Source organism: Sorangium sp. So ce836, assembly GCF_028553905.1.
In the GTDB taxonomy this organism is placed as follows: domain Bacteria; phylum Myxococcota_A; class Polyangia; order Polyangiales; family Polyangiaceae; genus Sorangium; species Sorangium cellulosum_D.
Genome location: NZ_CP102233.1, coordinates 9,787,978 through 9,814,108 on the forward strand (window position 1 = coordinate 9,787,978; position 26,131 = coordinate 9,814,108).

23 protein-coding genes are annotated in these 26,131 nt (G+C 72.9%); 6 read left to right on the top strand and 17 right to left on the bottom strand.

Going from position 1 to position 26,131, the window contains the following annotated elements:
• Window position 1: 1 nt before the first annotated feature.
• The 4 genes from NQZ70_RS35450 to NQZ70_RS35465 are packed head-to-tail and all read right to left on the bottom strand — an operon-like array spanning window position 2 to window position 2,769.
• Complete coding sequence (locus NQZ70_RS35450) at window positions 2–280, bottom strand: MoaD/ThiS family protein (RefSeq protein WP_012238383.1); 279 nt, start codon at window positions 278–280, stop codon at window positions 2–4.
• Window positions 273–1,250: a HesA/MoeB/ThiF family protein gene (locus NQZ70_RS35455; RefSeq protein ID WP_129578177.1), complete on the bottom strand. Its 978-nt coding sequence runs from the start codon at window positions 1,248–1,250 to the stop codon at window positions 273–275. Before NQZ70_RS35455 ends, NQZ70_RS35450 begins: the two co-directional genes overlap by 8 nt.
• On the bottom strand, window positions 1,247–2,302 hold the full coding sequence (gene cysK / locus NQZ70_RS35460; RefSeq protein WP_129578178.1) for a cysteine synthase A: 1,056 nt from the start codon (window positions 2,300–2,302) through the stop codon (window positions 1,247–1,249). The genes NQZ70_RS35455 and cysK overlap by 4 nt, the downstream gene beginning before the upstream one ends.
• 11 nt (window positions 2,303–2,313) lie before the next feature.
• On the bottom strand, window positions 2,314–2,769 hold the full coding sequence (locus tag NQZ70_RS35465; RefSeq protein ID WP_129578179.1) for an Rrf2 family transcriptional regulator: 456 nt from the start codon (window positions 2,767–2,769) through the stop codon (window positions 2,314–2,316).
• 311 nt (window positions 2,770–3,080) lie between these two features.
• On the opposite strand from NQZ70_RS35465, the gene NQZ70_RS35470 reads away from it, so the two are divergent.
• Complete coding sequence (locus tag NQZ70_RS35470) at window positions 3,081–4,772, top strand: acyl-CoA dehydrogenase family protein (RefSeq protein ID WP_129578180.1); 1,692 nt, start codon at window positions 3,081–3,083, stop codon at window positions 4,770–4,772.
• Between the two features lie 492 nt (window positions 4,773–5,264).
• Window positions 5,265–6,071 (top strand): helix-turn-helix domain-containing protein, encoded by an 807-nt coding sequence (locus tag NQZ70_RS35475; protein ID WP_129578181.1) that lies wholly within the window; start codon window positions 5,265–5,267, stop codon window positions 6,069–6,071.
• A gap of 37 nt (window positions 6,072–6,108) precedes the next feature.
• Here NQZ70_RS35475 and NQZ70_RS35480 read toward each other — a convergent pair whose 3' ends face one another.
• From NQZ70_RS35480 to NQZ70_RS35525, 10 genes are all read right to left on the bottom strand, one after another.
• Window positions 6,109–8,019, bottom strand: a complete 1,911-nt coding sequence (locus tag NQZ70_RS35480; protein ID WP_129578182.1) for a hypothetical protein — start codon at window positions 8,017–8,019, stop codon at window positions 6,109–6,111.
• A gap of 73 nt (window positions 8,020–8,092) precedes the next feature.
• Window positions 8,093–9,538 carry a hypothetical protein gene (locus NQZ70_RS35485; RefSeq protein ID WP_129578183.1) on the bottom strand — a complete coding sequence of 482 codons (1,446 nt, stop codon included), beginning with the start codon at window positions 9,536–9,538 and terminating at the stop codon, window positions 8,093–8,095.
• Entirely contained in the window at window positions 9,535–11,808 is a 2,274-nt protein-coding gene (locus NQZ70_RS35490; protein ID WP_237244326.1) for a bifunctional UDP-sugar hydrolase/5'-nucleotidase, read from the bottom strand. Before NQZ70_RS35490 ends, NQZ70_RS35485 begins: the two co-directional genes overlap by 4 nt.
• 121 nt (window positions 11,809–11,929) lie before the next feature.
• Complete coding sequence (ptsP, locus tag NQZ70_RS35495; protein ID WP_261344323.1) at window positions 11,930–14,089, bottom strand: phosphoenolpyruvate--protein phosphotransferase; 2,160 nt, start codon at window positions 14,087–14,089, stop codon at window positions 11,930–11,932.
• Window positions 14,086–14,370: an HPr family phosphocarrier protein gene (locus NQZ70_RS35500; protein ID WP_129578186.1), complete on the bottom strand. Its 285-nt coding sequence runs from the start codon at window positions 14,368–14,370 to the stop codon at window positions 14,086–14,088. The genes ptsP and NQZ70_RS35500 overlap by 4 nt, the downstream gene beginning before the upstream one ends.
• Entirely contained in the window at window positions 14,367–15,428 is a 1,062-nt protein-coding gene (gene rapZ / locus NQZ70_RS35505; RefSeq protein ID WP_129578187.1) for an RNase adapter RapZ, read from the bottom strand. Before rapZ ends, NQZ70_RS35500 begins: the two co-directional genes overlap by 4 nt.
• The gene (gene hprK, locus NQZ70_RS35510) at window positions 15,425–16,717 is read right to left on the bottom strand and encodes an HPr(Ser) kinase/phosphatase (protein WP_129578188.1); all 1,293 of its coding nucleotides are present in this window, start codon (window positions 16,715–16,717) and stop codon (window positions 15,425–15,427) included. The genes rapZ and hprK overlap by 4 nt, the downstream gene beginning before the upstream one ends.
• Complete coding sequence (locus NQZ70_RS35515; RefSeq protein ID WP_129578189.1) at window positions 16,714–17,193, bottom strand: PTS sugar transporter subunit IIA; 480 nt, start codon at window positions 17,191–17,193, stop codon at window positions 16,714–16,716. Before NQZ70_RS35515 ends, hprK begins: the two co-directional genes overlap by 4 nt.
• A gap of 624 nt (window positions 17,194–17,817) precedes the next feature.
• Complete coding sequence (gene hpf, locus NQZ70_RS35520) at window positions 17,818–18,186, bottom strand: ribosome hibernation-promoting factor, HPF/YfiA family (RefSeq protein WP_129578190.1); 369 nt, start codon at window positions 18,184–18,186, stop codon at window positions 17,818–17,820.
• A 227-nt stretch (window positions 18,187–18,413) separates the two neighbouring features.
• A complete protein-coding gene (locus NQZ70_RS35525) occupies window positions 18,414–18,758 on the bottom strand; it encodes a sigma-70 domain-containing protein (protein ID WP_165374335.1) in 345 nt (114 codons plus the stop codon).
• A gap of 339 nt (window positions 18,759–19,097) precedes the next feature.
• On the opposite strand from NQZ70_RS35525, the gene NQZ70_RS35530 reads away from it, so the two are divergent.
• On the top strand, window positions 19,098–19,964 hold the full coding sequence (locus tag NQZ70_RS35530) for an oxygenase MpaB family protein (RefSeq protein WP_207217577.1): 867 nt from the start codon (window positions 19,098–19,100) through the stop codon (window positions 19,962–19,964).
• A 48-nt stretch (window positions 19,965–20,012) separates the two neighbouring features.
• Here the strand turns inward: NQZ70_RS35530 and NQZ70_RS35535 are convergent, their stop codons facing one another.
• Entirely contained in the window at window positions 20,013–21,068 is a 1,056-nt protein-coding gene (locus NQZ70_RS35535; RefSeq protein WP_129578192.1) for a serine/threonine-protein kinase, read from the bottom strand.
• Window positions 21,069–21,406: 338 nt separating this feature from the next.
• Between NQZ70_RS35535 and NQZ70_RS35540 the strand changes: the two genes are divergently transcribed.
• On the top strand, window positions 21,407–22,426 hold the full coding sequence (locus NQZ70_RS35540; RefSeq protein ID WP_408022445.1) for an isocitrate/isopropylmalate dehydrogenase family protein: 1,020 nt from the start codon (window positions 21,407–21,409) through the stop codon (window positions 22,424–22,426).
• Window positions 22,427–22,475: 49 nt separating this feature from the next.
• Here the strand turns inward: NQZ70_RS35540 and NQZ70_RS35545 are convergent, their stop codons facing one another.
• Both NQZ70_RS35545 and NQZ70_RS35550 read right to left on the bottom strand, forming a co-directional pair.
• Complete coding sequence (locus NQZ70_RS35545; protein ID WP_129578194.1) at window positions 22,476–24,251, bottom strand: PAS domain-containing sensor histidine kinase; 1,776 nt, start codon at window positions 24,249–24,251, stop codon at window positions 22,476–22,478.
• Window positions 24,252–24,441: 190 nt separating this feature from the next.
• A complete protein-coding gene (locus NQZ70_RS35550; RefSeq protein ID WP_129578195.1) occupies window positions 24,442–24,885 on the bottom strand; it encodes a gamma-glutamylcyclotransferase in 444 nt (147 codons plus the stop codon).
• Between the two features lie 379 nt (window positions 24,886–25,264).
• Here NQZ70_RS35550 and NQZ70_RS35555 point away from each other — a divergent pair, with 379 nt between their 5' ends.
• Entirely contained in the window at window positions 25,265–25,675 is a 411-nt protein-coding gene (locus NQZ70_RS35555; protein ID WP_129578196.1) for an energy transducer TonB, read from the top strand.
• Between the two features lie 50 nt (window positions 25,676–25,725).
• Window positions 25,726–25,935 carry a hypothetical protein gene (locus tag NQZ70_RS35560; protein WP_237244329.1) on the top strand — a complete coding sequence of 70 codons (210 nt, stop codon included), beginning with the start codon at window positions 25,726–25,728 and terminating at the stop codon, window positions 25,933–25,935.
• The last annotated feature ends 196 nt before the right edge of the window (window positions 25,936–26,131 follow it).

The following is a 26,131-nucleotide window of genomic DNA, read 5'->3' on the forward strand; positions in this document are numbered from 1 at the left end:
CTCAGCCCCCGGCGATCGCGGGGACGATGGCGACCTGATCGCCGCCCTTCACGGGGGTCTTCAGCCCGTCGAGGAAGCGGATGTCCTCGTCGCCGACGAAGATGTTCACGAAGCGCCGCACGCCCTTCTCGTCGAGGAGCCGGTCGCGGATGCCCGGGTAGCTCTTCTCGAGGTTCTCGATCAGCTCGCCGACGGTGCCGCCGGCGGCTTTGACCTCGTCCTGCCCGCCGGTGAGGGTGCGAAGGGGGGTCGGGATGCGGACGGTCGCGGTGTCAGCCATGGTCATGCTCTCCAGTGTTGAGGTGGGTCGGGGATCCGCTCTCGCGGTCCCCTTCAACGTGGGTCGGGGATCCGCTCTCGCGGTCCCCTTCAACGTGGGTCGGGGATCCGCTCTCGCGGTCCCCTTCAACGTGGGTCGGGGATCCGCTCTCGCGGTCCCCTTCAACGTGGGTCGGGGATCCGTTTTCACGGCCCCCTTCAACGTGGGTCGGGGATCCGCTCTCGCGGTCCCCTTCTGCAGCACACGAGATCACGTAACGGGACGCGTCGATGGTCGCGATGTCGGCGCGCTCGCCGCACAGGGCGCAGGCGGGGCGGGCGGCCACGGGGACGCTCCGCAAGGTGTCCGCGAGGCCGTCGTACGTCGCGATCCGGCCGTAGACCGACGCGTCGCCCGCCAGGATCGCCAGCGCCCGGTCCGCCGCGAGCGCGCCGGCCACGCCGCACACCGGGCCCGCCACCCCGGCCGTCGCGCAGTCCGGCGCGTTCCCCGTCGGCAGGTCCTCGAACAGGCAGCGGTAACAAGGCCGCCCCTCCGCCGCGACCGCCATCACCGTCGTGCGCCAGCGGATCGCCGCCGCATGCACCACCGGCGTCCTGGTGAGGCGGCACACATCGGCGATCAGGAACCGCGTCGCGAAGTTGTCGGTCGCGTCGACCACGACCGAGACGCCCGGCATCAGGGCGGCCGCCGCGCTCGGCGTGAAGCGGCCGTACCGCCGATCGACCCGGAGCGTCGGATGCCGGCGGCGCAGCGCCTCGGCGAAGGCGTCGAGCTTCGGGCGGCCGATGTCGTCGGTGTCGAACAGGATCTGCCGGTGCAGGTTCGTGACCTCGACCTGGTCGTCGTCGGCCACCCGGATCTCCCGCACGCCCCCCGCGGCGAGCGCCAGCGCTGCCGGCGCCGCGATGCCCCCCGCCCCGACGAGGAGCACGCACCCGCGGACCGTCGCGCCGTCGCCGTCGCTCATCGGAAGTACTCGTCCAGGCTGAAGTACCGCTCGCCGGTGTCGCACAGGACCGTCACGACGTTGGCGTCGGGGCCGAGCTCGCGCGCGACGTCGAGCGCCACCCGCACCGCGGCGCCGGCGCTGATGCCGACGAGCAGCCCCTCCTGGCGGGCGAGCGCCGCCTTCGTCTCGTACGCGGCGCGATCGCCGACCGTGCGCACCTCGTCCACCACGCCCGGATCGTAGTTCGCCGGGACGAACCCCGCCGCGAGCCCCTGGATCTTCGTGGGCCCGCGCTCGCCGCGCGAGATCGTCGCGCACGACTCGGGCTCGACCGCGATGACGCGCGTCCCGGGGCGCAGCCGCTTGAGCACGCGCCCGACGCCGCTCACCGACCCGCCCGTCCCCACCCCCGCCACGAACGCGTCGATCGTCAGCGACTGCCGCGGGCCGGGCCGCTCGGGCCCGTCGAGGCCCGCCATCGCGTGCAGGATCTCGCGCGCGGTGGTCTCCGCGTGGACGCGCGGGTTGTCGGGGTTGTCGAACTGGCCGAGGATGACCGCGCCCGGGATCTCGGCCGCGAGCCGCTGCGCCTTGTCGATGGCGCCCTCCATCTGCAGCTCGGGCTCGGTCAGCACGACCTCCGCGCCGTAGGCCTCGAGCAGCTGGCGGCGCTCGAGGCTCATGCTCGCCGGCATCGTCAGGATGCACCGGTACCCCTTGGCCGCGCACACGATCGCGAGCCCGATCCCGGTGTTCCCCGACGTCGGCTCGATGACCACGCCGCCCGCGCCCGGGCCGAGCAGCCCGCGCGCCTCGGCGCCCTCGATCATCGCGAGGCAGATCCGGTCCTTCAGCGAGCCGCCCGGGTTCTGCTGTTCGGCCTTCCCGAAGACGCGCCCCCGGGGCGTCGCCGCGTCGACGCGGCGGATCTCGAAGAGCGGCGTGTCGCCCACGAGGTCGAGCACGCTGTCGACGACGCGCGGGTGCGAGGGCAGCGGGGGCAGCTCGGCCGCCCCCGCGGGTGCGCGGGGGACGCCGGAGGACGGGTCGGCTCGGTCAGGGCTTCTCATGGGAGGTCGGCTCAAATCACGTAGGTCGACCGCTCCGGCCGCCCCTTGCGGCGCACGCCGAGCTCGACCCCGCGCTCGCAGACGTCGGCGATCGACACCGCGTCGAAGCAGCGCTCGATCGCGAGCGCCAGATCGTGGAACACGGCCGTGGGCGGGTCGAGCGTCGAGCTCTCCGGGTTGCCCTCGTCGTCCGGCGCGATCACCGCGACCGGCCCCTCCAGGGCGCGGACGACGTCGCCCAGGCTGATCTCGCTCGCGGGCCGCGCCAGGTGATAGCCCCCGCGCGGGCCGCGCTTCGAGCTGATGAGCCCGGCCTTCTTCAGGTCCTGGAAGATCTGCTCCAGGAACCGGGCCGGGATGAGCTCTCGCTCCGAGATCTCGCGGATCTGCGTCGGCCGCCCGTCGTTGTGGAACGCGATATCGAACAATGCGCGCACACCGTAGCGACCCTTGTTCGAGAGCTTCACCGCCAGTCCTATGCATTGGTACATCGGGGAAGTCAAGAACCGCACAATCTGCGCTTCTTTCCGTGCGACACGGCACCCGAACAGCGCACAGAAACCGGCTGGCTCGGCGAAATTGACAGCCGAGGTTCACCGTTCGCCGCGCCACGGCGAGCGGGCTCTCGGCTTCCTGTTGAACCGGATGGGACGGGTTCAGTAGCTTCGAGTGGTTCGAGGCTGCGAGTCGCCGCGCGTGCCGGAGGGCGCGCGGGACCCGATCGACGCTTCCGCGTCGCACGGTTCGGGCTGCGGCGCACCAACCCAGGAGTCGGCCGGTGGCTTTCTATCAAGACCCCCCATCACTCGGGAACCAGTACGACGACGACCGCGTCTTGCGGTCCTACCTCGCGCGGGTGCTGCCGCGCGAGGTGGCCGCGTCGATCACGCCCTCGCTGCGGGAGATGGGCGAGCTCTCGGGCGGCCGCCTCTACCGCCTGCAGCTCGCCGATCGCGAGAACGAGCCCGAGCTCACGTCGTGGGACGCCTGGGGCAAGCGCGTCGACCGGGTCGAGGTGACGCAGCTCTGGAAGGAGGCCGCGCGCATCGCCTGCGAGCACGGGGTCGTCGCGACGGCGTACGAGCGGGCCCACGGCGCGTTCTCGCGCGTCCACCAGTTCGCGCTGGCGTACCTCTTCGACGCGTCGAGCGACGTCTACACGTGCCCCCTGGCGATGACCGACGGCGCCGCGCGGGCGCTGCTCGCGAGCGACAACCGCGCCCTCATCGACCGCGCGGTGCCCCGCCTGACGAGCCGCGACCCGGCGCGCGCCTGGACGTCGGGCCAGTGGATGACCGAGCGCACCGGCGGCTCGGACGTGGGGCGGAGCGAGACCGTGGCGCGGCCCGGGCCGGACGGGGCGTACCGGCTGTACGGGACGAAGTGGTTCGCCTCGGCGGCCACGTCCGAGATGGCGCTCGCGCTCGCGCGCCCCGAGGGCAACCCGGAGGGCAGCCGCGGGCTCGCGCTGTTCTACGTCGAGCTCGCGGGCGAGGAGGGGCGCCGCGAGGGCGTGCTGCTCAACCGGCTGAAGGACAAGCTCGGCACCCGCAAGGTCCCCACCGCCGAGATCACCCTCGACGGCGTCCTCGCCACGCCGATCGCGGGCCTCACGAACGGCGTCCGGGCGATCGCGCCGATGCTGAACGTGACGCGGACCTGGAACGCGATCGCCGCCGTCGCGGGGATGCGCCGGGGGCTCGCGCTGGCGCGCTCCTACGCCCAGCGCCGCGCCCTGTTCGGCGCGACGCTGGCCGAGAAGCCGCTGCACATGGACACGCTCGCCGAGCTCCAGGCCGAGTTCGAGGGCGCCTTCCACCTGACCTTCCGCGCGATCGAGCTGCTCGGGCGCGAGGAGACGGGGTCGCTCACCGAGTCGGAGGCGAAGCTCCTCCGGCTGATGATCCCGATCGCGAAGCTCACGACCGCGAAGCAGGCGGTGTCGGTGCTGAGCGAGGTGCTCGAGGCGTTCGGCGGGGCGGGCTACATCGAGGACACGGGGCTGCCGCGCCTCCTGCGCGACGCGCAGGTCCTGCCGATCTGGGAGGGCACGACCAACGTGCTCGCCCTCGACGCGCTGCGGGTGATCCTGAAGGACGGCTCGCTCGACATCCTCGCGGCCGAGGTGGCGCGCCTCCTCACCGGCGTGGTCGAGCCGAAGCTCGCCGAGGCCGAGACGGCGGCGTCGCGCGCGGTGTCCCACGCCCGCGCGTGGATCAAGGAGATGGCCGCCACCGACCGCCCCGGCCTCGAGGCCGGCGCCCGCCGCGTCGCGATCACCCTCGGCCGGGCGCTGTCGCTCGCGCTGCTCGTGCGGCACGCGGCGTGGGCCATGGACCGCGAGCGAAGCCGGGCCGCGCTGGCCGCCGCCATCCAGTTCGAGCGCAACGGGGTCGACTGCATCCGCGACCACGACCCCGACACCGTCCAGACCCTCGCCGAGACGGCGCGGCAGAAGCCCGCCACCTGAACAGACGGCGCCCCACACGGCCCTGAACAGCGCCCGCCGCCGCCGGGCGCCGCGCGCCGGTCTCGGCCGCCGTTCCGCCCCGCCTCGCGAGCCCACGACGATTTTTCCGCCGGTTCCACGCGTTCTGATCGCGCAGAATTAATGTGTATTTTCGGATAGTTGCGGATGACGTGACGTCGCCGGAGGCGGACGACTTTTGTCCTACCGGCGTGCAAAGGCACTAGACGGAACTACCTGAACGGGCATACAGTAATCCGTAGCTGCGGCGCTGAACGCGTGCCCGACGGGGGCGGCGTGCGGGCGGTCCTGCCCCTCGGGGCCGGGGCCGCGCGCGCGGCGTCCCCGGTGGGGTGAGATCCGCCTGCGCGCGCCGGCACCGGCGCGCGCGAGGGACTTCGTCCGCCTCACGGACGGATCGGGCTCGCGTAGCCCCGGGCACGCGCGCGGCGCGCGGTGCTGGAGCGCGCACACGACGAGCTGCGAAGAGGCGAGATGAAGACGCAATACACGCTGCTGTCCGGCGAGACGGTCGATTTCGCGACGCCGACCGGCGAGCTCGGCACCTTCCTGTGCCGGGTGCTGGCGGCGGCCCGGGATCCCGCGGTGTCCGAGGCCGAGCTGACCGATCTCGTCCTCGGGCCGGAGAACCCGCTGCTCGACAAGACCGCCGTCGCGGGGCGGAGCGTCGCGACGGCCGACGTGTACCGCGATCCGGCGTTCCACGTGATGCTCGACTGCCTGGCGCGCAAGCGGCTGCCGCCCGAGTCGGCGGTGGCCACGCCGCGGACGCGCTACACGATGACGGTGCCGGAGGCCGCGCAGCAGCTCGGCATCTCCGAGAGCGCGGTGCGCCAGGCGATCTACGCGGGGCGGCTGCGCGCGAACAAGGAGGGCGGCACCTACTACCTGGATCCGCACTCGGTGGCGAGCTACCGGGTGAGCAAGCGCGGGCCGCGGCGGCAGGACCAGGACGCGAAGGGGCCGCCCGGGGGCCCGCTCGACGCGCGCATCGGGTCAGGCCCGGACGCGAGCTTCCGGGTGAAGCACAGCCGCGACGACTTCGAGCTCACGGAGAAGCGCGGCCCGGAGTGGACGGGGATGATCCCGGGTGGGTGGCGGCGGATCGCCGTCCTCGGCACGTCGCGCGACCTCTCGCGCTACTGGGAGATCGAGCCGGCCGAGGGCGAGAGCGTGCTGCACTTCGAGGGGTTCTACCTCCGCGGGGGCTTCCGCATCGTCGAGACCGTGGGCAGCACGCAGCGGGCCGTGGCGGCGTTCAAGGGGTTCCAGCCGCGGTGAGCGCGGGCCGCGGGGGCGCGCGGCGCCCGCGCGCCCCTCAGAAGCGGGCCTGGGCGCTGATGCCGCCGCCGACGAAGTCGGGGTTCACGAAGGTGCGCAGCGCGAGCGTGCCCTCGGAGGGGTCGCGCTCCATGAAGGTGCCGTTGTTGTCGCGCACGTACTGGACCCACGCGACCGCGGAGAGGATCCGGCTGATATCCCACTTGAGGCTGACGCGGGCCTGGAAGATGGGCACGGCGGAGCGGTTGTAGGGGAGGATGGACAGGTTGCCCTGCTCGCGCACGACCACGGTGCGCGCGATCGGCGCGCTGTAGAGGTCGAACGACGTCGTCTTGAAGGTGGCGGGGAGCTGGAGGCCCGCGCCGATGCCGGGGGTGAGCCGCGCCCGCGCGACGTAGTAGTCGGCCGAAAGGGCGAAGAACAGCTCGTCGCCCGTCGAGGCGCCGCGCGTCTCGGGGATGCTCTGGAACGGGATGAAGCTCGGCTGGTTGCGCAGCACGAACGGCAGATCGCGGTAGATGCCGGTGACGCTCGCGCGCGCGTACCCCGATTTGAGGACCGCCTGGAGGGCGCCGGCGCGGGCCGCCTGGCGGGTGGTCACGCCCGCGGACTCGAAGTCCTTGAGGTTCTGGTAGAGGTTCGACGCCTCGAGGCTCACGGCCCAGGTGGTCTTGCCCGGCGTGTAGGTCTCGGGCTTGAAGATGATCTGCGGGCGGTCCGGGTCGTTGCGGTAGAGCAGGAAGTCGACCGACTGCGGGATCGGCTCGCCCTTCGTGTGCGCGACGACGCGGGCCGAGGCGCCGTACGTGTAGACCGGCTCGCCCGCGACGTCGGGCCAGTCGAACCTGCCCTGCTGGAAGTAGCCGGCGCCGAGGTCGGCGTGCACGTAGGGGTGGAGATCGGCGCCGCCGCCGAGGAGAAAGCCGTAGTTCGTCTGCGCGACGCGGATCTCCTCGACCTCGCTGGTGCCGGGGGTGAGCACCCGCTGGAGCTGCGTGAGGCTCGCGACCTTGAACCCGGCGAAGACGCTGAACCGCTCGGCGTCGAACTGCACCTTCGCGCCGGGCGCGGTGCCGATGATGCGCGGGAAGATCGATTGGTTGATCGACGCGTTCGTGCCGCCCCACGAGATGTCGTAGAGGTAGCCGAGGCGGAACCTGTCGGTGTCGAGGGGCCAGAGCGTGATGCCGAGCCCGGTCTTGCCGTCGGCGTTGCCGTCGGTGTGATAGAAGGCGCGGATGAACGAGCCTGCGTCGTAGAGCGCCTGATTGACGTTGTTGCTGTTCCTGGACAGCGAGGCGAGGTCGATGCGGAGGACGAGCGAAGCCTCGGTGTCCAGCCCCTCGATGAACCCCGGCATCTTCTTGTAGAGCGCGAGGTGCGTCAGGTTCTCGCGCCCGCTGAAGCGGGAGTTGAGGTTGTCGAAGAAGAGCCGGTATTGCTTGCGATCACCGATGCTGACGTTCGGCGAGATGGGCTGCGCCTGGCCCGTGTCGTGGAGCACGTCGTCGTCGCCGAGCGTCCAGGTGAGGCGCGTGTCCATGGCGTCGCCGACCCGGACCGGCGGCTCCTCGGCCTGGGGCGTCCCGCGGGGCTCGAGCCGCGGCAGCGCGGTCGCGGCGCCGGCCGCCGGCGGCAGCGCGCCAGGGACGGGGGCCGCCGCCGCGGCCGCCGGAGCCGCCGCCGCGGCGGCCGGCGCCGGCGCGGCGGGCTCGGGGCCCAGCGCGGCGGGGGTCTGGACCGGCGCGGCGGGCCCGGGGGTCGGCGCCGGGGGGATGTCGGCCGGCGGCGCGGGCGCCGCCGCGGGCGCGTCGGGGGTCTGGGCCGGCGCGGCGGGCGCGGGCGGGGCCTGACCGGGGAGGGGCTGAGGCTGGCCCAGCGCCGGCGGGGCGAGGGAGAGCAGCAGGGCCGCGGAAACGGCGGGGGCGAGGAGCGCGCTTCGGTGCATGGCGGGCGGTGGGCTTCCTTGGGGCCTGGGGGATCCGAGGGCGCGGCGCGGCCGCGGGGGGGGGAGGCGGCGGCTAGTTGGTCTCCGCGTCGTTGTCGTCGAGGCTGCGCAGCCGCACGCAGGCCTCCGTCGAGGGCTTCGCGGCCGGCGCGCAGCCGGGCGCCTCGCAGACGAGATCGTCCGGGCAGCGGGCCTCGATCGTCCAGTTCAGCGAGCCGCCCGAGAAGTTCCGGAGCGTGCCCGTCACGGCCTCGAGCGCGCGGCCCCGGTGGGACGTCGGATCGAAGGCGCTCACCGTGCCGGTCTGGATCTGGATCATGCTCGACCCGTCCGTGACCTTGTAGTTGCCGCGCGCGGAGAAGCTCGTCCACTCGCTGCACTCGGGGTCGCGCGAGCACGCGTTCGCGCAGCTCCCCTCGGCCCGGCTCTCGAAGTCGACCTGGCCGTCGCCGTTGAGATCGCAGCTCGACTGCTCCGGGCCGAAGGCGTTGTTCCGCGCGGGCTTCGGGCCGAAATTCTTGCTGATGTGGACCCCCTCGACGCGCACGAGCCCGCTCTCGAGGCGCTCCATGGCCGAGGCGTCGGCGATCGTCCGCGCGTCGAGCACGGTCGGCTCCGGGACCGGGCACGGCTCCCCCTCGTGGAAGGGCGCGATCTCGTAGGACGGGAACGAGAGCTCGGTGAAGCCGAAGAACTCGTTCACGGTGCCGGCGAGGTACTGGAGCCGATCGCAGACACGCATGTTGGCGGGGGTGTTGAAGTTGTACGCGAAGAGGTGGTTGTACCCGCCGTCCTGGCCGGCCAGATCGGTGACGTAGAAGCCGTCGCTCGCGACGCGCGTGACGACGACCTCCTGGGGCGCGGCGGTGTTGATCTGGATCCCCTCGAACGCGTAGGGCGTCGCCGAGCCGCCCCCCTGGACGTCAGCGATGCGCGGCAGGGCGTAGGCGACGGGCTTCGAGGCGCCGGCGCTGAAGGTGCCGCCCTCCTCGCTGTCGTCGTCGGCGAACGCGCACCCGGGGTCGGCGGGGAAGTCGATCAGCACGTCGCCCGGCGCGTCGTCGTTCTCGCCGTTGGCGCACGCGGGCCGGCCGCCCCGGGGCGCGGGCTCGTAGCCGACGTCCTCGGCCCAGAGCCGGGCAGGCCCGTAGACGGCCGTCACGTGGACCACGCCGGTCGCGACCCCGCCGCGAAGGCGGACGTTGCGGCCGACGGCGAGGTCCGCCTCGTCGGCCTCGACGTCGACCACGGCCCCGGGCTCGACGCTGAGCCGGACCATGCCGTCGAACGGCGCCCGGCGGCCGGCGGGGTCGCGCGCCTCGATCCGGAACGACCAGGCGTCCACGGTGTCGCCGCGGTTGGCCGGGAGGGGCGCCTCGGCGGAGGGCGGCGCCGCCCCGTTCACCTCCACGACCTGGACCCAGAAGCTCGAGACGCCCCGCGGCGGGCCGGCGTCGCTGCCGCACCCGGCGAGCGCCGCGGCGAGCAGGGCCGCCTGGGGCCGCGCCCGCGGCGTCACTGGCCCACCATCCGCAGGCGGCCGTCGGAGAAGTTGCCGAGCCGCCGGTCGACGCACGCGAGGTACTTGCACTGCTCGCCGGCGGCGCTGCACGGGGCGAGCGCGCCCTCGCACTGCTGTCGCACCTCCGGGGTCGGCGCCCTGGCGCAGACGTCGCGCTGGTAGGCGGCGACGTCGTCGCGGCAGCGCGCGAGCACGCACGCGCCCTGGGCGCACGGCGCGCCGCCGGTCTTGCACACGGGGCCCTCGACGACCGACTCGGGGCACGCGCAGACGTAGCCCTCGCCCACGCCGGCGCAGTCGGCGTCCCGCTGGCACGACGCGAGCTCGCCGCGGTCGTCCGCGCCGCACGGGCGCCCGGCGCGGAGGTAGTCGATGAGCGCGTCGCGCTGCTGCACCTGGGTGTCGAACTGGGTCGTGTTGCGCTGGAGCACGCGGAACCCGCTGCCGCCCTGGGCGAGGTAGTTCGACGTGGCGAGCTCGTAGGTGGCGATCGGGTCGATCGGCTGCCAGCACCGGTTCGCCTCGACGTCGCAGCTGCCGGTGAGGCCGCCCGGGCAGTCGGCGTCGCCGTTCGGGCACGCGATCGGCGGGTCGTGGGCGCCGATGTAGACGTGGGTCGCGACGCCGGGCGCGGCGCCCTCGGAGGCGCGCGCGGCGCAGTCGATGACGACCCGCGCGCCCGCGATCTGCGCCTGCGACACGCACCCGCGGCCGCTCGAGCGGCGCGCCACGAAGTCGAACAGGTCCTGCACCTCGAGGCCGGAGAGCTGCATCTTCGAGATCGAGTTGTCGAAGGGGAAGATGTTGAACATCTGCTCGACCGTCACCGGGCCGGGCACGAGGTCGGCGCGGATGCCCGTCGTGTTGGTGAGGGCGAAGTCGGTCTGGATGCCGAGGCGCAGCCACATCGCCGCGGCGATCAGGTTGCCGAGCGGCGAGTCGCCGCCGCTCGTGGAGACGCGGCGCGAGCCGTCGAGCGCGTAGCCGACCAGCAGATCGAGATTCGCGAGCGCGTCGAGCCCCTGCGCGTACGGCTCGAGCACCGAGGCGACGATCGGGTCCGCCGGCACGCCCTCGGTCACCGGGAAGAGCTCGTACCGGTCCGAGAGCACCTCGTAGCCGTTCAGCGGGTCGTAGTCGGCGCCGAGCTCCGAGGGATCCTTGGACAGCACGAGGTCGAGCCGGCCGACGAACTTCGCGAACGCGCCGGAGTGCGCGAGGACCACGTCGCGCGGCGTGCAGTAGCGCCGGCGCTTCTCGCCCGCCTCCGGGGAGCGCTCGTCGTTCAGGAGGATGTAGTGGCGCTGCGCCTCCTCGTCGTAGTACCGCGAGCAGTCGCGGACGCGCTTCGGCGGCTGGAGCACGATGTGGTTGTGCCCGCCGAGCACGACGTCGATGCCCGTCGTGGTCTCGATCATCCGCTCGTCGACGTCGAGCCCGAGGTGGGTGACGAAGACGACGACGTCCACGGTGGGGCGGAGCAGATCGACGTAGAACTGCGCGACCTCGGTGGTGTTCAGCGGGGTGACGCCGAGCCGGTTCGGCGCCTCGAAGATCGAGGTCAGGCTGGAGAGGTTGCCCATCCCGATGACGCCGACGCGCAGGCCCTCGAGGTCGAAGACCGTGAACGGCTGCAGGATCGCGCCGAGCGGCGAGGCGCCGGGCTGGGCGGGGTCCTCGAGGAGGTAGTTCGCCGCGAGGATGGGGAAGCTCGCGTTCTGCTGGAGCTGCACGCCGAGGTTCAGCGCGCCGCGATCGAACTCGTGGTTGGCGACGATCATCGCGTCGACGCCCATCGCGCCGAGGGTGCGGATCTCCGCCTCGCCCGAGTAGAAGTTGAAGATCGGCGCCCCCTGGAAGCAGTCGCCGCCGTCGAGGTGCAGCACGCGCGACGAGCGCGCGCGCTCGCGGCCGATGATATGGGACATGCGCGCGGCGCCGCCGACGTTGGCGATGGCGGTCGCCTCGCCGAGGCCGAGCCCCGCGTCGACCTGGCCGAGCTGCAGGTTGTACGGGAAGAGCCGCGAGTGGATGTCCGACGTGTGGAGCAGGGTCAGGTGCACCTGGCCCACGAGCCGCGTGGGTGGCTGCTCCTGCTCGCAGCCCGCCGCGCACAGACCGAGCGCCGCCGCGCCGGCGGCCAGCGCGCGCGCGACGCGCGACGCGGCCGGCGAGCGCGCCGCGGCCCCGCGCGCCGGTGAAAGGGGAGCCTCGGAGGGCCGCGTCGTCGCCCCCGGCGCCGCGCCCATGGCTTTACGGGACTTCATGAAGCGGCATCACGCTAGGAAGCCCTCCCCGCGAGCTCAAGCGAAAAGGAGGTGAAGACGGCGAGACCGTCGACCTGCGACGCGGGTCACCGCGCGCCGCGCTCTCCCGTGCGCAGGCCGGTCACCGCGCGTCGCGCTCTCCGGTGAGCAGGTCGTAGAGGCCCGGCGCGAACGCCGCGGCGACGCAGCATTCGACCTCCTCGGCCGTGGTGCAGGCGAGCGCCTCCGCCGCGACCGCCTCGGCCTCGGCGACCGTCACGCGCCGGAGCGTCTCCTTGATCTCCGGGATCGCCGCCGCCTCCATCGAGAAGTCGCGGAGGCCGAGGCCGAGCAGGAGCAGCGCCGCGAGCGGGTCGCTCGCCATGGCGCCGCAGAGCGAGACCGGGCGGCCGTACTCCTGGCCCGCCCGGATCACCTTCGTGATCAGCCGGAGGATCGACGGGTCGAAGGGCGAGGCCAGGTAAGCGAGCGAGCGACTGGTCCTGTCCACCGCGAGCGCGTACTGGATGAGGTCGTTCGTCCCCAGGCTCAGGAACGCGGCCTCGCGCGCGAAATGGTCGACCATGATCGCGGCCGCGGGCACCTCGATCATCACGCCGAGCGGGATCTCGTCGGCGCAGGGCTGGCCGCGGGCGCGCACCTGCTCCTGCGCGCGGCGGAGCAGCTCGCGCACCTGCCGGAGCTCGCCGAGGCCGGCGACCATGGGGATCATGATCCGCACGTCGCCGAAGGCGGAGGCGCGCACCATGGCGCGGAGGTGCTCGAGGAAGACGTCGGGGCGCGAGAGCGCGAGCCGGACGGCGCGGAGGCCGAGCATCGGGTTCATCTCCGGCGGCACCTGGAAGGTGGAGACGAACTTGTCGCCGCCGATGTCGAACGTGCGCAAGGTGACCGGCTTCGGGCGGAGCGCCTCGACGACGGCGCGGAAGATCTCGAACTGCTGGTCCTCCGAGGGCGGGGACGTGCGGTCGATGTAGAGGAACTCGGTCCGGTAGAGGCCGATGCCGTCGGCGCCCTGGTCGCGCGCGAGGATCGCCTCGGCCGGGAGCTCGACGTTGGCCCGGAGCGACACCTTCACCCCGTCCTTCGACTCGGCCGCGCGGTGCCTGGACTCCGAGAGCTCCTTGGCGAGCGCGCCGTAGCGCTCGGCGCGGGCGCGCGCCTCCGCGAGCTCGACGGGCCCGGGCCGGACGACGACCGTGCCGCGCAGGCCGTCGATCACGACGACGTCGCCCGTGATCACGCGCTGGAGCACGTCGCTGACGCCGACCACGGCCGGGATCTCCAGCGCGCGGGCCATGATGGAGGTGTGGCTCGTGCGGGTGCCGACCTCGGTGACGAAGCCGACGACCGGCTCGTCGACCATGGCCGCGGTGTCGGCCGGCGAGAGGTCGTGCGCGATGAGGATGGTCGGCCCGGAGAAGCGCGGCAGCGCCGCGCCGAACGTCGCCGGCATGGCGATCGAGTTCTGGAGCTCGATGAGGCTGCGGGTGGAGAGCGGCCCGGTGTCGCGCGAGGACGGCGGCTCCTGGGGCGGGAGGGTGAAGGCGCGCAGCAGGCGCTCGCCGACGAACATGACGTCGTGGCTGCGCTCGCGCAGGTACGGGTCGTCGAGGGCGGCGAAGCGGCCGGCGATCGCCTCGCACGCGGTCGCGACCGCCCACTCGGCGCAGCGCCGCTCCTCGATGACCTGGCGCCTCACGGCGTCGGCGAGCGCCTCGTCGCCGAGCATCAGGAGGTACGCTTCGAGGATCGACGCCTCGGCGCGGTGGTCGCCGAGGCGCTTCGCCATGTCGCGGAGCTCGTCCTGCGCGCGCTCGACCGCGGCCTCGAAGCGCTCGAGCTCTGCTCCGATCTCGCTGGAGCTGACGCGGCGGCGCGGGTGATTCGTCCTGTGCCCGCCGATCACGACGGCGGCGCCGATGGCGACCCCGGGCGATCCGGAGATGCCCCGCAGCGTCTCGGTGCGGGCGCCAGGCGGCATCGAGTCGCCGCGGGCGCCAGGTGGCATCGAGTCGCCGCGGGCGCCAGGTGGCATCGAGTCGCCGCGGGCGCCAGGTGGCATCGAGTCGCCGCGGGCGCCAGGTGGCATCGAGTCGCTCCGCGCGCTGGGCGCCCCCGAGTCGCTCCGCGCGCCGGGCGCACCCGGGTCGCCGCGGGCGCCGGACGCCCCCGGGTCGCCGCGAGCGCCGGGCGCCCCCGGGTCGCCGCGGGCGGCGTCCGCCGGGACGGCGTGATCGCCCGGAGCCCCCGCGGAGAGCGCGCTCCGGCCGGACGTCACTCGCTCTCTCCGAAGCGTGCGGCGATCAGCTCGCCGATGGCGGAGACCGCCTCGGCGGCCTGATCGCCGGTCGCGTGGACCTCGATCTGGGTGCCCATCGAGCCGCAGAGCAGGAGCACCCCCATCACGCTCTTCGCGTTGGCCGACTGCCCGTCCGGCCCGGTCAGCGAGATGTCGCAGTCGTAGCGGCCCGCGAGCTGCACCAGCTTCGTCGCGGCGCGCGCGTGCAGTCCGCGCACGTTGATGATGGTGAACCGCCTCCTCACCCCCTCGATCGTCACCGCTCGCCCCCCGTCACGCTCTTGTCCGACGCCGGGCGCGACTCCGCCGCGGCCGTCCCAGGCTGCAGCCGCCGGAAATCCACGCTGGGCGTCCCCGCCATGCCCTCACCCGCCCCGGAGGGTACTATACTACTGCTCGCCCGGGCGACGTCTCGGTGGACGACCGTGATCGGGAGGCCCGTCTTCCGCCGCAGGCTGTCGCTGAGCACGTTGGTGAGCACGACGGAGCGGTGCCGGCCCCCGGTGCACCCGATGCCGATCGTGAGGTAGCTCTTTCCCTCGTCGGCGTAGCGCGGCATGCAGAACGCGAGCAGCTGCTCGGTCTTGCTGATGAACTCGAGGGCGTCCGCGTTCTTCAGGATGTACTCCCGCACCGGCTCGTCGTTGCCCGTCAGCTCACGCAGGCCGTGGACGAAATACGGGTTGTCGAGGAAGCGGACGTCGAAGAGCAGATCGGCGTCGAGCGGGATGCCGTACTTGTAGCCGAACGAAATGAACCGGGTGGACATCCGGGGCAGATCGACCTTGGCCGGGCGCAGCCGCTCGAGGACGACGCGGCGCAGGTCGTGCGTCGACAGCCGCGTCGTGTCGAGCTCGATGGTCGCCCTGGCCCGCAGCGACGCGAGCCGCTCGCGCTCGAGGAGCACGCCGTCGAGCATCGCGATGGCGCCGCTGCCGCCGGTCGTCAGCGGGTGCGGCCGCCGGGTCTCGCTGAAGCGCCGGAGCAGCGTCTCGTCCGAGGCGTCGAGGAAGAGGATCACCACGTCGCGGCCGACCCGGATCGAGTCGAGCGCCGCCGTGGCGCCCGCGAGGAACGAGCCCACCCGGACGTCGATGCCGAGCCCGATCCGGTTGATCCCGCCCGCCTCGCACGCCTCGACCGCGGAACGGACGAGCGAGGTGGGCAGGTTGTCGACGCAGAAGAAGCCGAGATCCTCCAGGGCGTGGAGCGCCGTCGACTTGCCGGCGCCCGACAGGCCCGTGACGACGACGACGCGCGCCGTCGCGCCGTCGGACGGCGGCTGGGCGGGCGGCAGCGGGTCGGGCGCGCCGCTCACCCTCGCCTCCTCGGCCGCGGCAGGCTCACGGACGACTCCGTGGCGACGAACCCGGTGCCGGGCCGCTCCGGCGGCCTCCCCCGCTCCACGGGCTGCCGGAAGGCGCTGCTCGGCGGGCTCTGCACCTCCACGCCGTGGCCGGGCCGCGGCGGGCGGGGCGGGCCGTGCGGCGCCGCGCCGCGCGGGGCGCCCTCCTCCGCGAGCCGCACCGGCGGCGGGACCGACGACTCCTCGGCCGAGCGCTCGCGGAGCAGCTCGCCCTCGACGTTGCCGAAGAACTCGCGCGCCGCGTGGAACCCGGCGTTCTTCAGGAGCTCGTTGCGGGCGGCGACCTCGAGGATCGACGCCATGTCGCGGCCGGGGCGCACCGGGATGACGAGCTCGCGGATCTTCACGCCGAGGATGGTGTGGTACCGCTCGTCGAGCCCGAGCCGGTCGTACTCGGTGTCCTTCGACCACTCGACCAGCTTCACGACGACGTCGATGCGCTTGCGCTCGCGGATCGAGGTGACGCCGAACAGGTCCTTCACGTTGAGGATGCCGAGGCCGCGCACCTCGAGGTGGTACCGGAGGAGCTCGGCCGGCGCGCCGAACACCATGCCGGGCGGGCGGTAGTCGCACTCGACGGCGTCGTCGGCCACGAGCCGGTGGCCGCGCATCACGAGGTCGAGCGCGCACTCGCTCTTGCCGATCGCGCTCGACCCCACGAGCAGGAGGCCCACGCCGAAGACGTCGACGAGCACGCCGTGCAGGCGGATGCGCGGCGCCAGCCGGTCGTCGAGCAGCGCGTGCAGGGCGGTGATCGTGACGCTCGACCGCACCGCCGAGACGAGGAGCGGCGTCCCGCTCTCCTCGGCGCACTGCGCGAGCTCCGGCACGGGGACGAAGCCGACGCCGGAGCCGTTCAAGTCGAACGGCTGGTCGCCCTGCGTGAGGATGACGCAGCACAGGCCGAGCTCGAAGAAGCCGCGCAGCGACAGGAGCCGGTCCTCGCGGGAGAGCTTGTGGAGGAACGAGAGCTCGGTCTGCCCGAGGATCTGCACCCGCGTCGGGACGATGCCGTGGAAGTGGCCGACGAGCGCGAGCCCCGACTTCTGGATGCGGGTGTTCATGATGGGCCGGTCGAGGCCCGCGGCGCCGGCGATCAGCGTGAGCTCGATGCCGAGCCCGTCGTCGGCCATCAGGCTCCGCACCGTGAGGGCGGGGCGATCGGGCCGCCCTGCGCCGGTCTCGGGGGGCACCCGGCCGCCCCCGTCGCCATCTTGTGCGCTGCCGCGCGAGCTGCTCATGACACCGACCTCCCTTCCTCGGCGGCGATGAGCTCGAACGCCGCCCGCCCGGTCGAGGCGCCGAGCAGCCGCCTTCTGAACGTCTCGTCCCGCAGGAGGCGGGAGATGCGCGCCAGCGTCTTCAGGTGCTCCCCGGTGGCCCGCTTCGGCCCGATGACGGCGATGAGGATGGACACCGGCGCCCCGTCGATCGCGTCGAAGTCGATCGGCTTCGGGCAGAGCAGGACGGCGCCGATCAGCCGATCGATCCCCTCCATGGCGCCGTGCGGGATGGCCACGCCGCTGCCGACGCCGGTGGACTGCAGGCGCTCGCGCTCGGCGAGCACCCGCTCGATGTCCTCGCTCTTGACCCCCTGCTGTCCTGTCGCGAGCAGGGCGGCGAGCCGGCGGAGCGCGTCCGCCTTGGAGCGGACGACCCCCTCCTGCTCGCTGGCGACGGATACCTGGTGCGCGGTCAAGATGTCGCAGACTTGCATGCTGATTTCGGCGCTCGGCGAGGTGAGAGGGCTCTTTTGTGGCGCACGCGGTACGGACGGCGCGGCGCCCGGCCAGGGCCAGGCGCGCCGACGTGCCATCCTACCCTGGGGACCTCGGGTACGCGACTCAAGGACGCTATCGCGGCCGGCGGCCCTGGAGGGAGCGATCTTCGCGCCGCGATCGCCCGCGCCGCGGGCAGCAGGCGCCTCGGGCGGGTCGCCCGCGTGCGCGCCGGCGCCGGGCGGGTCACCGCGTGCGCGCCGGCGCCGGGTCGGTCGCCAGCGCTTGCCGTCCGCCGTCACGACGGCAAGCGCGGCAGTTCACCTTGCGAGGGCCGCCGGCCACGATGGCGAGCGTGGAGGCTCACCCGCGGCAGGCGGCCGCCGCGGCAGCGAGCGCGCAGCTCCCCCGCGGGAGAGGCCGCCGCCGCGGCAGCGAGCGCGCAGCTCCCCCGCGGGAGAGGCCGCCGCCGCGGCAGCGAGCGCGCAGCTCCCCCGCGGGAGAGGCCGCCGCCGCGACGGCGAGCGCGGCGGCTCAGGCCCCGGTACGCCGCGCCGCCTCGGCGGCGAGCGCGGCAGCTCGGATCGCGCGCGCTCCGCCGCCCCGGCGGCGGGCGCCGCGGCTCAGGATCGACCGCGTCCCGCGGCTGCCACCGCCTCCCGCTCCACCTCGGCGGCGTACTCGCCGGCGCTCGTCCCGCCGCGCTTCCGCGCGATCGTGTGCCCCTTTCCATCGCGGATCTGCCGTTCGAGCTTGTCGTGGACCGTGTCGATCGACGCGTACATGTCCTCACCCCGCTCGGTGGCCTGGAAGGCCAGGCTGCCGGAGGAGATGCGGACGTCGGCGACGTGCATCAACCCCTCGACCGAGAGGGTCACCTGCGCCGTCATTGCCTGCCGAAGAAATTTCTGGAGCTTGGCGACCTTCTCGTGAGCGTACTTCTTGACGGCCTCGGTACCCACCATGTGCCGGAACGTGATCGTGATGTTCATCGGGCCAGCCTTCCTTCCCTGATGCGTAGAGGAAACAATCGACTACGGCGACAGAGCTCCCCTCCATCTCCACAATAACACTGACGTAGAGCTCCGGTCTGCCCTCAACGGCGCGGCTCTTTCGTTTTGTTTGCCTTCCTCTCGCTCTGGCGCTGTGCCGCGTCTTGCCGCCTCTTCCGCGTCTTGCCGCGCTGCGCTGTGTCCGGCGCGGCCTGCATGCGTCCTCTTCAACAAGTCTTGGCGCGCCCCGCTTGTTCCAGCGCCCGGCGCACCGTGTGCGGGGCATGGCCAGAGGCCAGCGCGATCTCGCCGATCGTGGGCCTGCGCCCAAGCTCGGCCGCGAGCCGCCTCGCGCTCGCGAGGACGGCCCGGAGCACCTCGACGTCGCCCGCGTCGAGCGGCTCGGCCACCCGGAGGCCCTCGGACTCGAGCCGGTCGATGATGTGCTCCACCTCCTCGTACGAGACCGGCCGGCGGTCGATGACGTCGGCGATGTCGTTGAGGTCCACCCGGCCGGTCGACCGATGGCGAGTAAGGAGCTCCTGGATCATGTCGTCAATGACAGGCCGCACGGGGCTAGGGTGCCACCTTCGCGCAGGCCGCGCACGCGCGCCCCGCCCCGGCGCGGGCGCCATCGGCGCGGAGCCGCCCGGGCGTCCCGAGCCCGTCCCCCGCGCAGCCGCGGCGGCCTGGTCGCGCGGGAGCCCTGAACGACCGGCTCTCCGGCGCGCGGGCCGCGTCGTCCCCACGTCACGGACGCCGCGCGCGGCGTCCGTCCTCACCTCGTCTCGTCGGCGTCGGCTCATCGACGTTGGCGTCCGCACCGGCTCAACGGCGTTTCCGCCAGGATTCGCGGAGGTATGATAGACACAGAGCCGTCATCGATCGGATACAACTCAGGAGATCTCTCTATGCGCTGGGCTCCTCCCAAATCGCGATCGCGTTATGCGATCCGCGACCATATCGAGGCGAACCTCGATCCGGTCCAGGATCATCAGGAGATCGCGTTTCTCTCGACGTGCTATGATTTTCCGTGGGACACGCACCGCGCCCTCGAGCTCGCGCTGCTCCGCGTCTTCGGCATCGCGAAGGGCACGCCGCTCCTGGTGCAGACAGGGGAGCTCCTGCAGCGGACCCAGAAGCGCTACGACGACACGGTCCTCATCCTCTCCGAGATGCTGGAGAACGGATACGACAGCGAGCGCGGCCGGACGGCGCTGCGGCGCATGAACCAGCAGCACAGGCGCTACACCATCCCGAACGACGAGTACCTGTACACGCTGTCGACGTTCATCTTCGAGCCCATCCGCTGGAACGAGCGCTTCGCCTGGCGGCCGCTCCTCGAGAAAGAGAAGCTCGCGGCGTACCACTACTGGAAGCAGGTCGGGACGCTCATGAACATCCGCGACATCCCGCCGAGCTACGAGGCGTACGAGCGCTTCAACGTCGAGTACGAGGCGGAGCACCTGCGATTCTCGGAGAACAACCGCAGGCTCGCCGTCGCGACGCGCGACCTCATGCTCGGCTGGGTGCTGCCGAAGGCCCTGTGGCCGCTCGGGGCGCAGGTCATCCACGCGATCGTCGACGATCCCCTGCTCGACGCGCTCGGGCTGCAGCGGCCGCCGCCGGCGCTGCGCCGCGTCGTGGAGGCGGCGCTCCGCGCGCGCGGCCCGCTCCTGCGCGCCATGCCGCGCCGGCGCTCGCCGCGCCTGCTCACCAAGAGGAAGAGCCGCACGTATCCGGACGGCTACCGCGTCGAGGACCTCGGCGCGCGCTGACCCGCGCGCCGCTGCGCCGCGCGCGCCCGCGGGGACACGCATGCCCGTTCAGGGCAGCTGGCGCCGCAGGAACTTGAGCGCCTCGCGCGCCGCCGGGTTCACCGGCTCGTAGACGTCGGGGGATTTCCGGAGCGGCGCGCCGATCGGAGCGCCGGGGCGGGCGCCGAGGATGCGCTCGACGTCCTCCAGGAGCGATTGCATCGAGTCGAAGCGGTTGCCGGGGAGCTTGCGGAGCGCGGTGGCGACCAGCGCCTCGAGGCGCCGGTCGATGCCGGGGCGGATCGCGCTCAGCCGGGGCGCCGGGGTGCAGGCGTGCTGGGCGACGACCACCACGTCGTCCGGCGAGGAGAAGGGCAGCTGGCCGGCGAGCATGCGGAACATCGTGACGCCGAGGGCGTAGACGTCGGTGCGGCCGTCGACCGGATCGGCGAGGGCCTGCTCCGGGGCCATGTAGGGGACGGTGCCGAGCACCAGGCCGGCCGCGGTCACCGGGCCCGATCTCACCTTGGCGAAGCCGAAATCCATCATCTTGAGCACGCGCGGGCCGCTCGAGGAGCGGACGAGGAACATGTTGTCCGGCTTCACGTCGCGGTGGACGATCCCGGCCGCGTGCGCGGCGGCGAGCGCCGACGCCGCCTGCCGTATCAGCGGCAGCGCGACGGCCTCGCTCACGGCCACCTCGCGGCGGAGCAGGGCGCCGAGCGACTCGCCGGTGAGGAGCTCGAGCACGATGAACGGAGACCCGTCCTTGCGCTCGCCCGCGTCGAGGACCCGGATGATGTTGGGGTGCCCGAGCTCGGCCGCCACCTCGAGCTCGCGGAGGAAGCGCTCGCGCTGGGTCCGGTCCGCGGCGAAGGTGCGGTTCAGGATCTTGACCGCGACCTGCTCCTTCGTGTGGCTGTCCACCGCGAGGTACACGCGCGACATCCCGCCGGCGCCGATGAAGCCCTGGATCACGTAACGGTCCTCGAGGACGGCGCCGAACTGCCGCGTCGGCTGCGCGGGCTGCGCGGCCGACAGGGACTGAACCAGGCGGGCGCCGTCGTCAGGGCAGAACGCGTACGAACGGTCGGCGTAACCGCGATGGCAGCGCGGGCAGATCATGGGCGCGCAACATGATGGCGGCGCGGGCGGGGATCCTCAAGGGACATGCGTCCCGGCGAGCAATCGTACGTAAACCAACATGAAACAAAACCGATCCACACGGAGCGACACGGACCCGCGCAGGCCAGCGCGGAGCGCATGAAACAATTGAAACATGTGGAGCATAACGGTGACGGCGGTGACGGCGGTGACGACGGGACGCGCGGCGCGCGCTCCGTCGAGGGCGCGATCTGCCGTCCCGGGAGGTAGATCGCGGCGCGGACCTCGACTATGCGTGCAACTTTCCTGGACGACGCGACCCACCCCGAGCCCGAGAGACAGAGCCCGTGACCTCACAGATGCATCCTGCGACCCTCATCCCCGGCGATGGTATCGGCCCCGAGATCGTGGAGGCGACGCTGCGCGCCCTCGACGCGCTCGGCGCGCCTTTCGAATGGGAGACGTGCGTGGCCGGCATGGCCGGCGTCAAGGAGTCCGGCGATCCCCTGCCCCGGGCCACGCTCGACAGCATCCACCGCACGCAGCTCGCGCTGAAGGGGCCGCTCGAGACGCCGATCGGCGGCGGATACCGCTCCTCGAACGTGCGCCTGCGGCAGGAGTTCAAGCTCTTCGCGAACGTGCGCCCCGCGCGCACGCTGATCCCGGGCGGCCGTTACGAGAACATCGACATCGTGCTCGTGCGGGAGAACCTCGAGGGCCTCTACGTGGGCTTCGAGCACTACATCCCGATCGGCAGCGACGAGCACGCGGTGGCGATCGGGTCCGGCGTGAACACGCGGGTCGGCTCGCGCCGCATCGCCGAGTTCGCCTACGACTATGCCGAGAAGAACGGCCGCAAGAAGGTCACGATCGTCCACAAGGCGAACATCATGAAGGCGCTCACCGGCATCTTCCTCGAGACGTCGCGCGAGGTGAGCAAGGCCTACGAGGGCCGCGTGGGGACCGACGAGCGCATCGTGGACGCGTGCGCGATGCAGCTCGTCCTGAACCCGTGGCAGTTCGACGTCATCGTCACGACGAACCTCTTCGGCGACATCCTCTCGGACGAGATCGCGGGCCTGGTCGGCGGCCTCGGCATGGCGCCCGGGGCCAACATCGGCCAGAACGCCGCCATCTTCGAGGCGGTGCACGGCTCGGCGCCGGACATCGCCGGCAAGGGCGTGGCGAACCCGATCGCGCTCATGCTCGCCGCCGCGATGATGCTCGACCACGTCGGCCGCCGGGATCTCGCCGGCCGCCTGCGCGCCGGGATCGACGGCGCGCTGAACCTCGACGGGGTGCGCACCCGCGATCTCGGCGGCAAGGCGGCCACGAAGGCGCTCACCGACGCCATCGTGGCGCGCATCAAGAACGGCTGAGCGGCGCTCGGGGCCTCGCGTCAGCAGGCGCCGCGCCGCGGGCGCGAGGTCAGCCGTCCGGAGGCGCCTCCGCGAGCGGGAGCGTGAAGTGGAACGACGTGGTCTCGTCCGGCTCGCTCCGCGCCCAGATGCGGCCGCCGTGCGCCTCGATGATGCCTTTGCAGATGTAGAGCCCGAGGCCCGTGCCGGGCAGGTTCTTCCTGGACGGGCCCGACGTGAGCCGCTGGAAGCGCTGGAAGAGCTTCGGCAGCTCGTCCGGGTGGATGCCCGGCCCGCGGTTCTCGATCGCGACCTCCACCTCGGCGTCCCGGCGCGAGAGCGTCACCCGGATCGGCGCGCTCGGGTCGCCGTACTTGGCGGCGTTGAGGAGGAGGTTGCCGACCACCTGGTCGACGCGCGCCGCGTCCGCGTGGACGGGCGGCACGTCCTCGTCGGCGGCGAACACGACGGCGCGCGCCGGCCGCTCCATGGTGGCGAGCTCGACGGCGGCGCGGAGCTGGGCGCAGAGGTCCATCGGCCGCCGCTCGAGGGAGAAGCGGCGCGCCTCGAGCTTGGAGGCGTCGAGCAGGTCCTCGGCCATCCGCTCGATGCGCTGGACGCTGGCCAGGATCTTCCGGCTAGAGCCCCGGACGTCGGCGGCCTCGGATCGTCGTGACAGCATGCCCGCGCACGCGGTGATCGCGGTGAGCGGCTGCTTGAGGTCGTGCGCCACGATGGAGAGCCACTCCTCGCGGAGCCGTTCGCGCTCGATGAAATGGGTGACGTCCTCGTAGCTGGCGATGGCGCCGAGGATGGTGCCCTGGTCGTCGCGGATGGGGCCGGCGCTCACCACGACGGGGATATGGCTCCCGTCGCTCCGCCGGAACCACAGCTCCGTGCAGGTCATTCCCTGGCCGCGCGCGGCGCGGACGAGGGGCATCTCGTGGTGCAGGAGGGGCCGACCGCCGGGCGCGCAGAGGAGCGCGCGCCGGGCGGGCGCGGGCGTCGCGAGGGGGTGCGCGCCGTCGCAGAGCTGCTCGCAGCGGCGGCTCGCGACGAGCGAGCGGCCGCCGCGCTCGTCGAAGACCGCGATCGCGACGGGGAAGTCCTCGATGATGCTGCGCAGCCACTGCTGCTCCGCCGCGAGGCGGGCGTTCACCTCGTGGAGCGCGGCCTGGGCGTCGCGGAGGAGCGCCTCGGCGCGCGGCTGCGCGTCCGAGCTGCCGACGGCGTCGGCGGGCGCGCGGTGGGGCTGGCGCTCGTCGCGCTGTTCGCCCTCGCGCTCGGCGGAGGCGAGCGCGAGGGCGAACAGCGCGCCGAGGGCCTGGACGCGCGAGAGGAGCTCCGCCGAGGGCGCGCTGCGGCCGCCGAACGCGCAGGTGAGGACGCCGAGCAGCCGCTCGGCGGCGAGCAGGGGGGCGGCCAGCACCCAGCAGCCCTTCAGGCGGGCGTCGATCGCGCGCACGTCGGCGAAGCGCTCGAGGGCTGCCTCGTCCGCCGCGGCGAGCTCGATGCGGCGGCTCTCCGCGGCGTGCAGGGCGAGGGACGGGGTGCTCGTGAGATCGTCGAGCGCCCCGGCGAGCGCGCCCGGCGGGCCGGAGGCGGCGAGCAGGCGGATCGCGCGCACGCCGTCGGCCGGCGTGGGCGCGTCGTGGAGGAGCGAGAGGTCGGCGCCGAGCAGCAGGGTGGCCTGCTCGACGATGGCGTCGTGGATCTGGCGCGGATCGCGCTTCCCCGAGAGCGCGGCGGACGCCGCGACAATCGCCGCCGCGAGCTGGGCGGCGGCCGCAGCAGCAGGCTCTCCGTGGGTGCCCGGGGGCCGGTCATGCGCCGCGATCGTCGTCATGCGTCCCTCCGTCTTTGGCCTAGCACCTGAGGAGAGCGGTGCCGCTCGAGCGGATGGAACGTCGAAGCGATGGGGCGGCGTGGGCGATGAGGCCGGCGCGAGCGAGCAGGCGGAGCGGACGCGCAGGCCGCGCGAGCGAGCGGGCGGAGGTGTGTGGCGCGTGCCGGCGGCGGTCGGTCAGCGCGGTCGGTCAGCGGGAGGGATCGAAGCGTCGTTTTGCCCAGCTCACGAGCGGGCTGTTGTCCCGGGTTCGCGCGGCGCCGGACGCGCCGCGGCGTTTCCGCCAGTCGCCCTCGCGGACGCGGCGGCACCCTGCCGCCTGTTCCATCGAGAGCAGGTAGGCCTGGGCTTCCCGCCCGTCGGCGAGGCGGACGGCGGCTCGCCGGTGCAGGATCGGGTGCCCCCGGTGCACGTCGAGCGCGGCGAGCGCGGCGGGCGCGATGGCGTAGAGCTCGCCGGTCACGGCGACGAGCCCGCCCTCGACGAGGGCGCCGCTCGTGCCCAGGTCGACGAGCGCGTACTGGGGGGTCGTGGTCGCCGCGCCGAGCGGGCGGGCCGCCGCGAGCCACTCGTGCTGGTCCTCGCCCTTCATGAGGTTGTCGTAGACGAAGAGCGCGATCTCGCTGGTGGTCATCGGGCGTGGTCCTCGGGACGGGCTCGGCGGCCCGGCAGAGACCCTCGCAAAGGGAGGGGTCGGGCGCAAGGTCGGCCGGGAGGATGCCGGCGGCGCGCGGGGGAGCTGCAGCGCCATGGGAACGTTGCACCTGTGTTCCGGGGGGAGCTGCGACTCGGGTGTGGAGCTCGGACGAGGGTGGGTGCCGAGATGAGGGGAGATGGATCGGCGGCCCTTTGGCTGTCCCATCTGCACGTGGGCAAAAGCGCGCCTCGCTTGCGTCGTTCTCCGCCACACCCCATCTCGCCGTGGTCTCTCGCCCTGGGACGAGGCGCCCATGCGTCGTCGCGCGAGGCAGCGCGGCGACGCCACCGCAGTCGCTCGGTGATATCGTCTCCTGATGGAACGCTCCAGCCGCGTGATGGCGACGCTTCTGCTCCTGCCCCTATGGGCCACGACCGCATGCGAGGCCACGACGGCCGCGACGCCGGGTGCCGCGCAGCAGGACGAAGCGCGCAAGCTCCCGGCACGCCGTGGAACGTGGGCCTGTGCCTTTCCCGAGGAGGCAGACAAGAACGGCATCGACGAGGGCACCGCTGTCGTGAGGGTTTACGTCGAGCTCGACGGCTTTCCCCGACAGGCAATGGTGCTGCAGGACTCTGGCTACGGCTTCGGATCGGCCGCAGCCGAGTGCGCAATGACGAAACGTTACGTGCCATCAAAAGACCGGTATGGAGCGCCGATCCCTGCCTGGACGCCGCCAATCACCGTCCGCTACTTCAAGAAGCCGCAGCCCTCGACCGCTCGATAATCCGCCGCCCGCAGCGTGAGGCCAAGAGCGCCGATCCGGCGATCAGGGCGGTGGAGGCGTGGCACGAGGCCTACGGCACGCTCATGGTCCAGGTCCACGCCGAGTACGACGACGACAGGGACGAGACGCACGCGCTGCTCCGCGAGCGGCTGCTCTCGCCGTACGAGGACGCGGCGGAAGAAGCGCGGCGCGCCGAGCAGCGGTCCCGTGCCGCCAGCGCCAGGAAGAAGGCCGAGCCCAACGAGCCCGAGCCGATGTGAGCGCCCTCTCGATCCGCTGACATCCACCGTACTGCGGGTCGTCCTCGCGCGCGTGGCGACACGACCTCGTGTGCCAGAAGCTCGGGTCGATGCCGGTCGTTATTGTGGGCCAGGCGACGCTCGGTTTGCCCCGAGCGGCGTACGCTCCGCGATAACCTTGCAAACGCGCGCACGCTCCGCATACAGTCGAGCGACT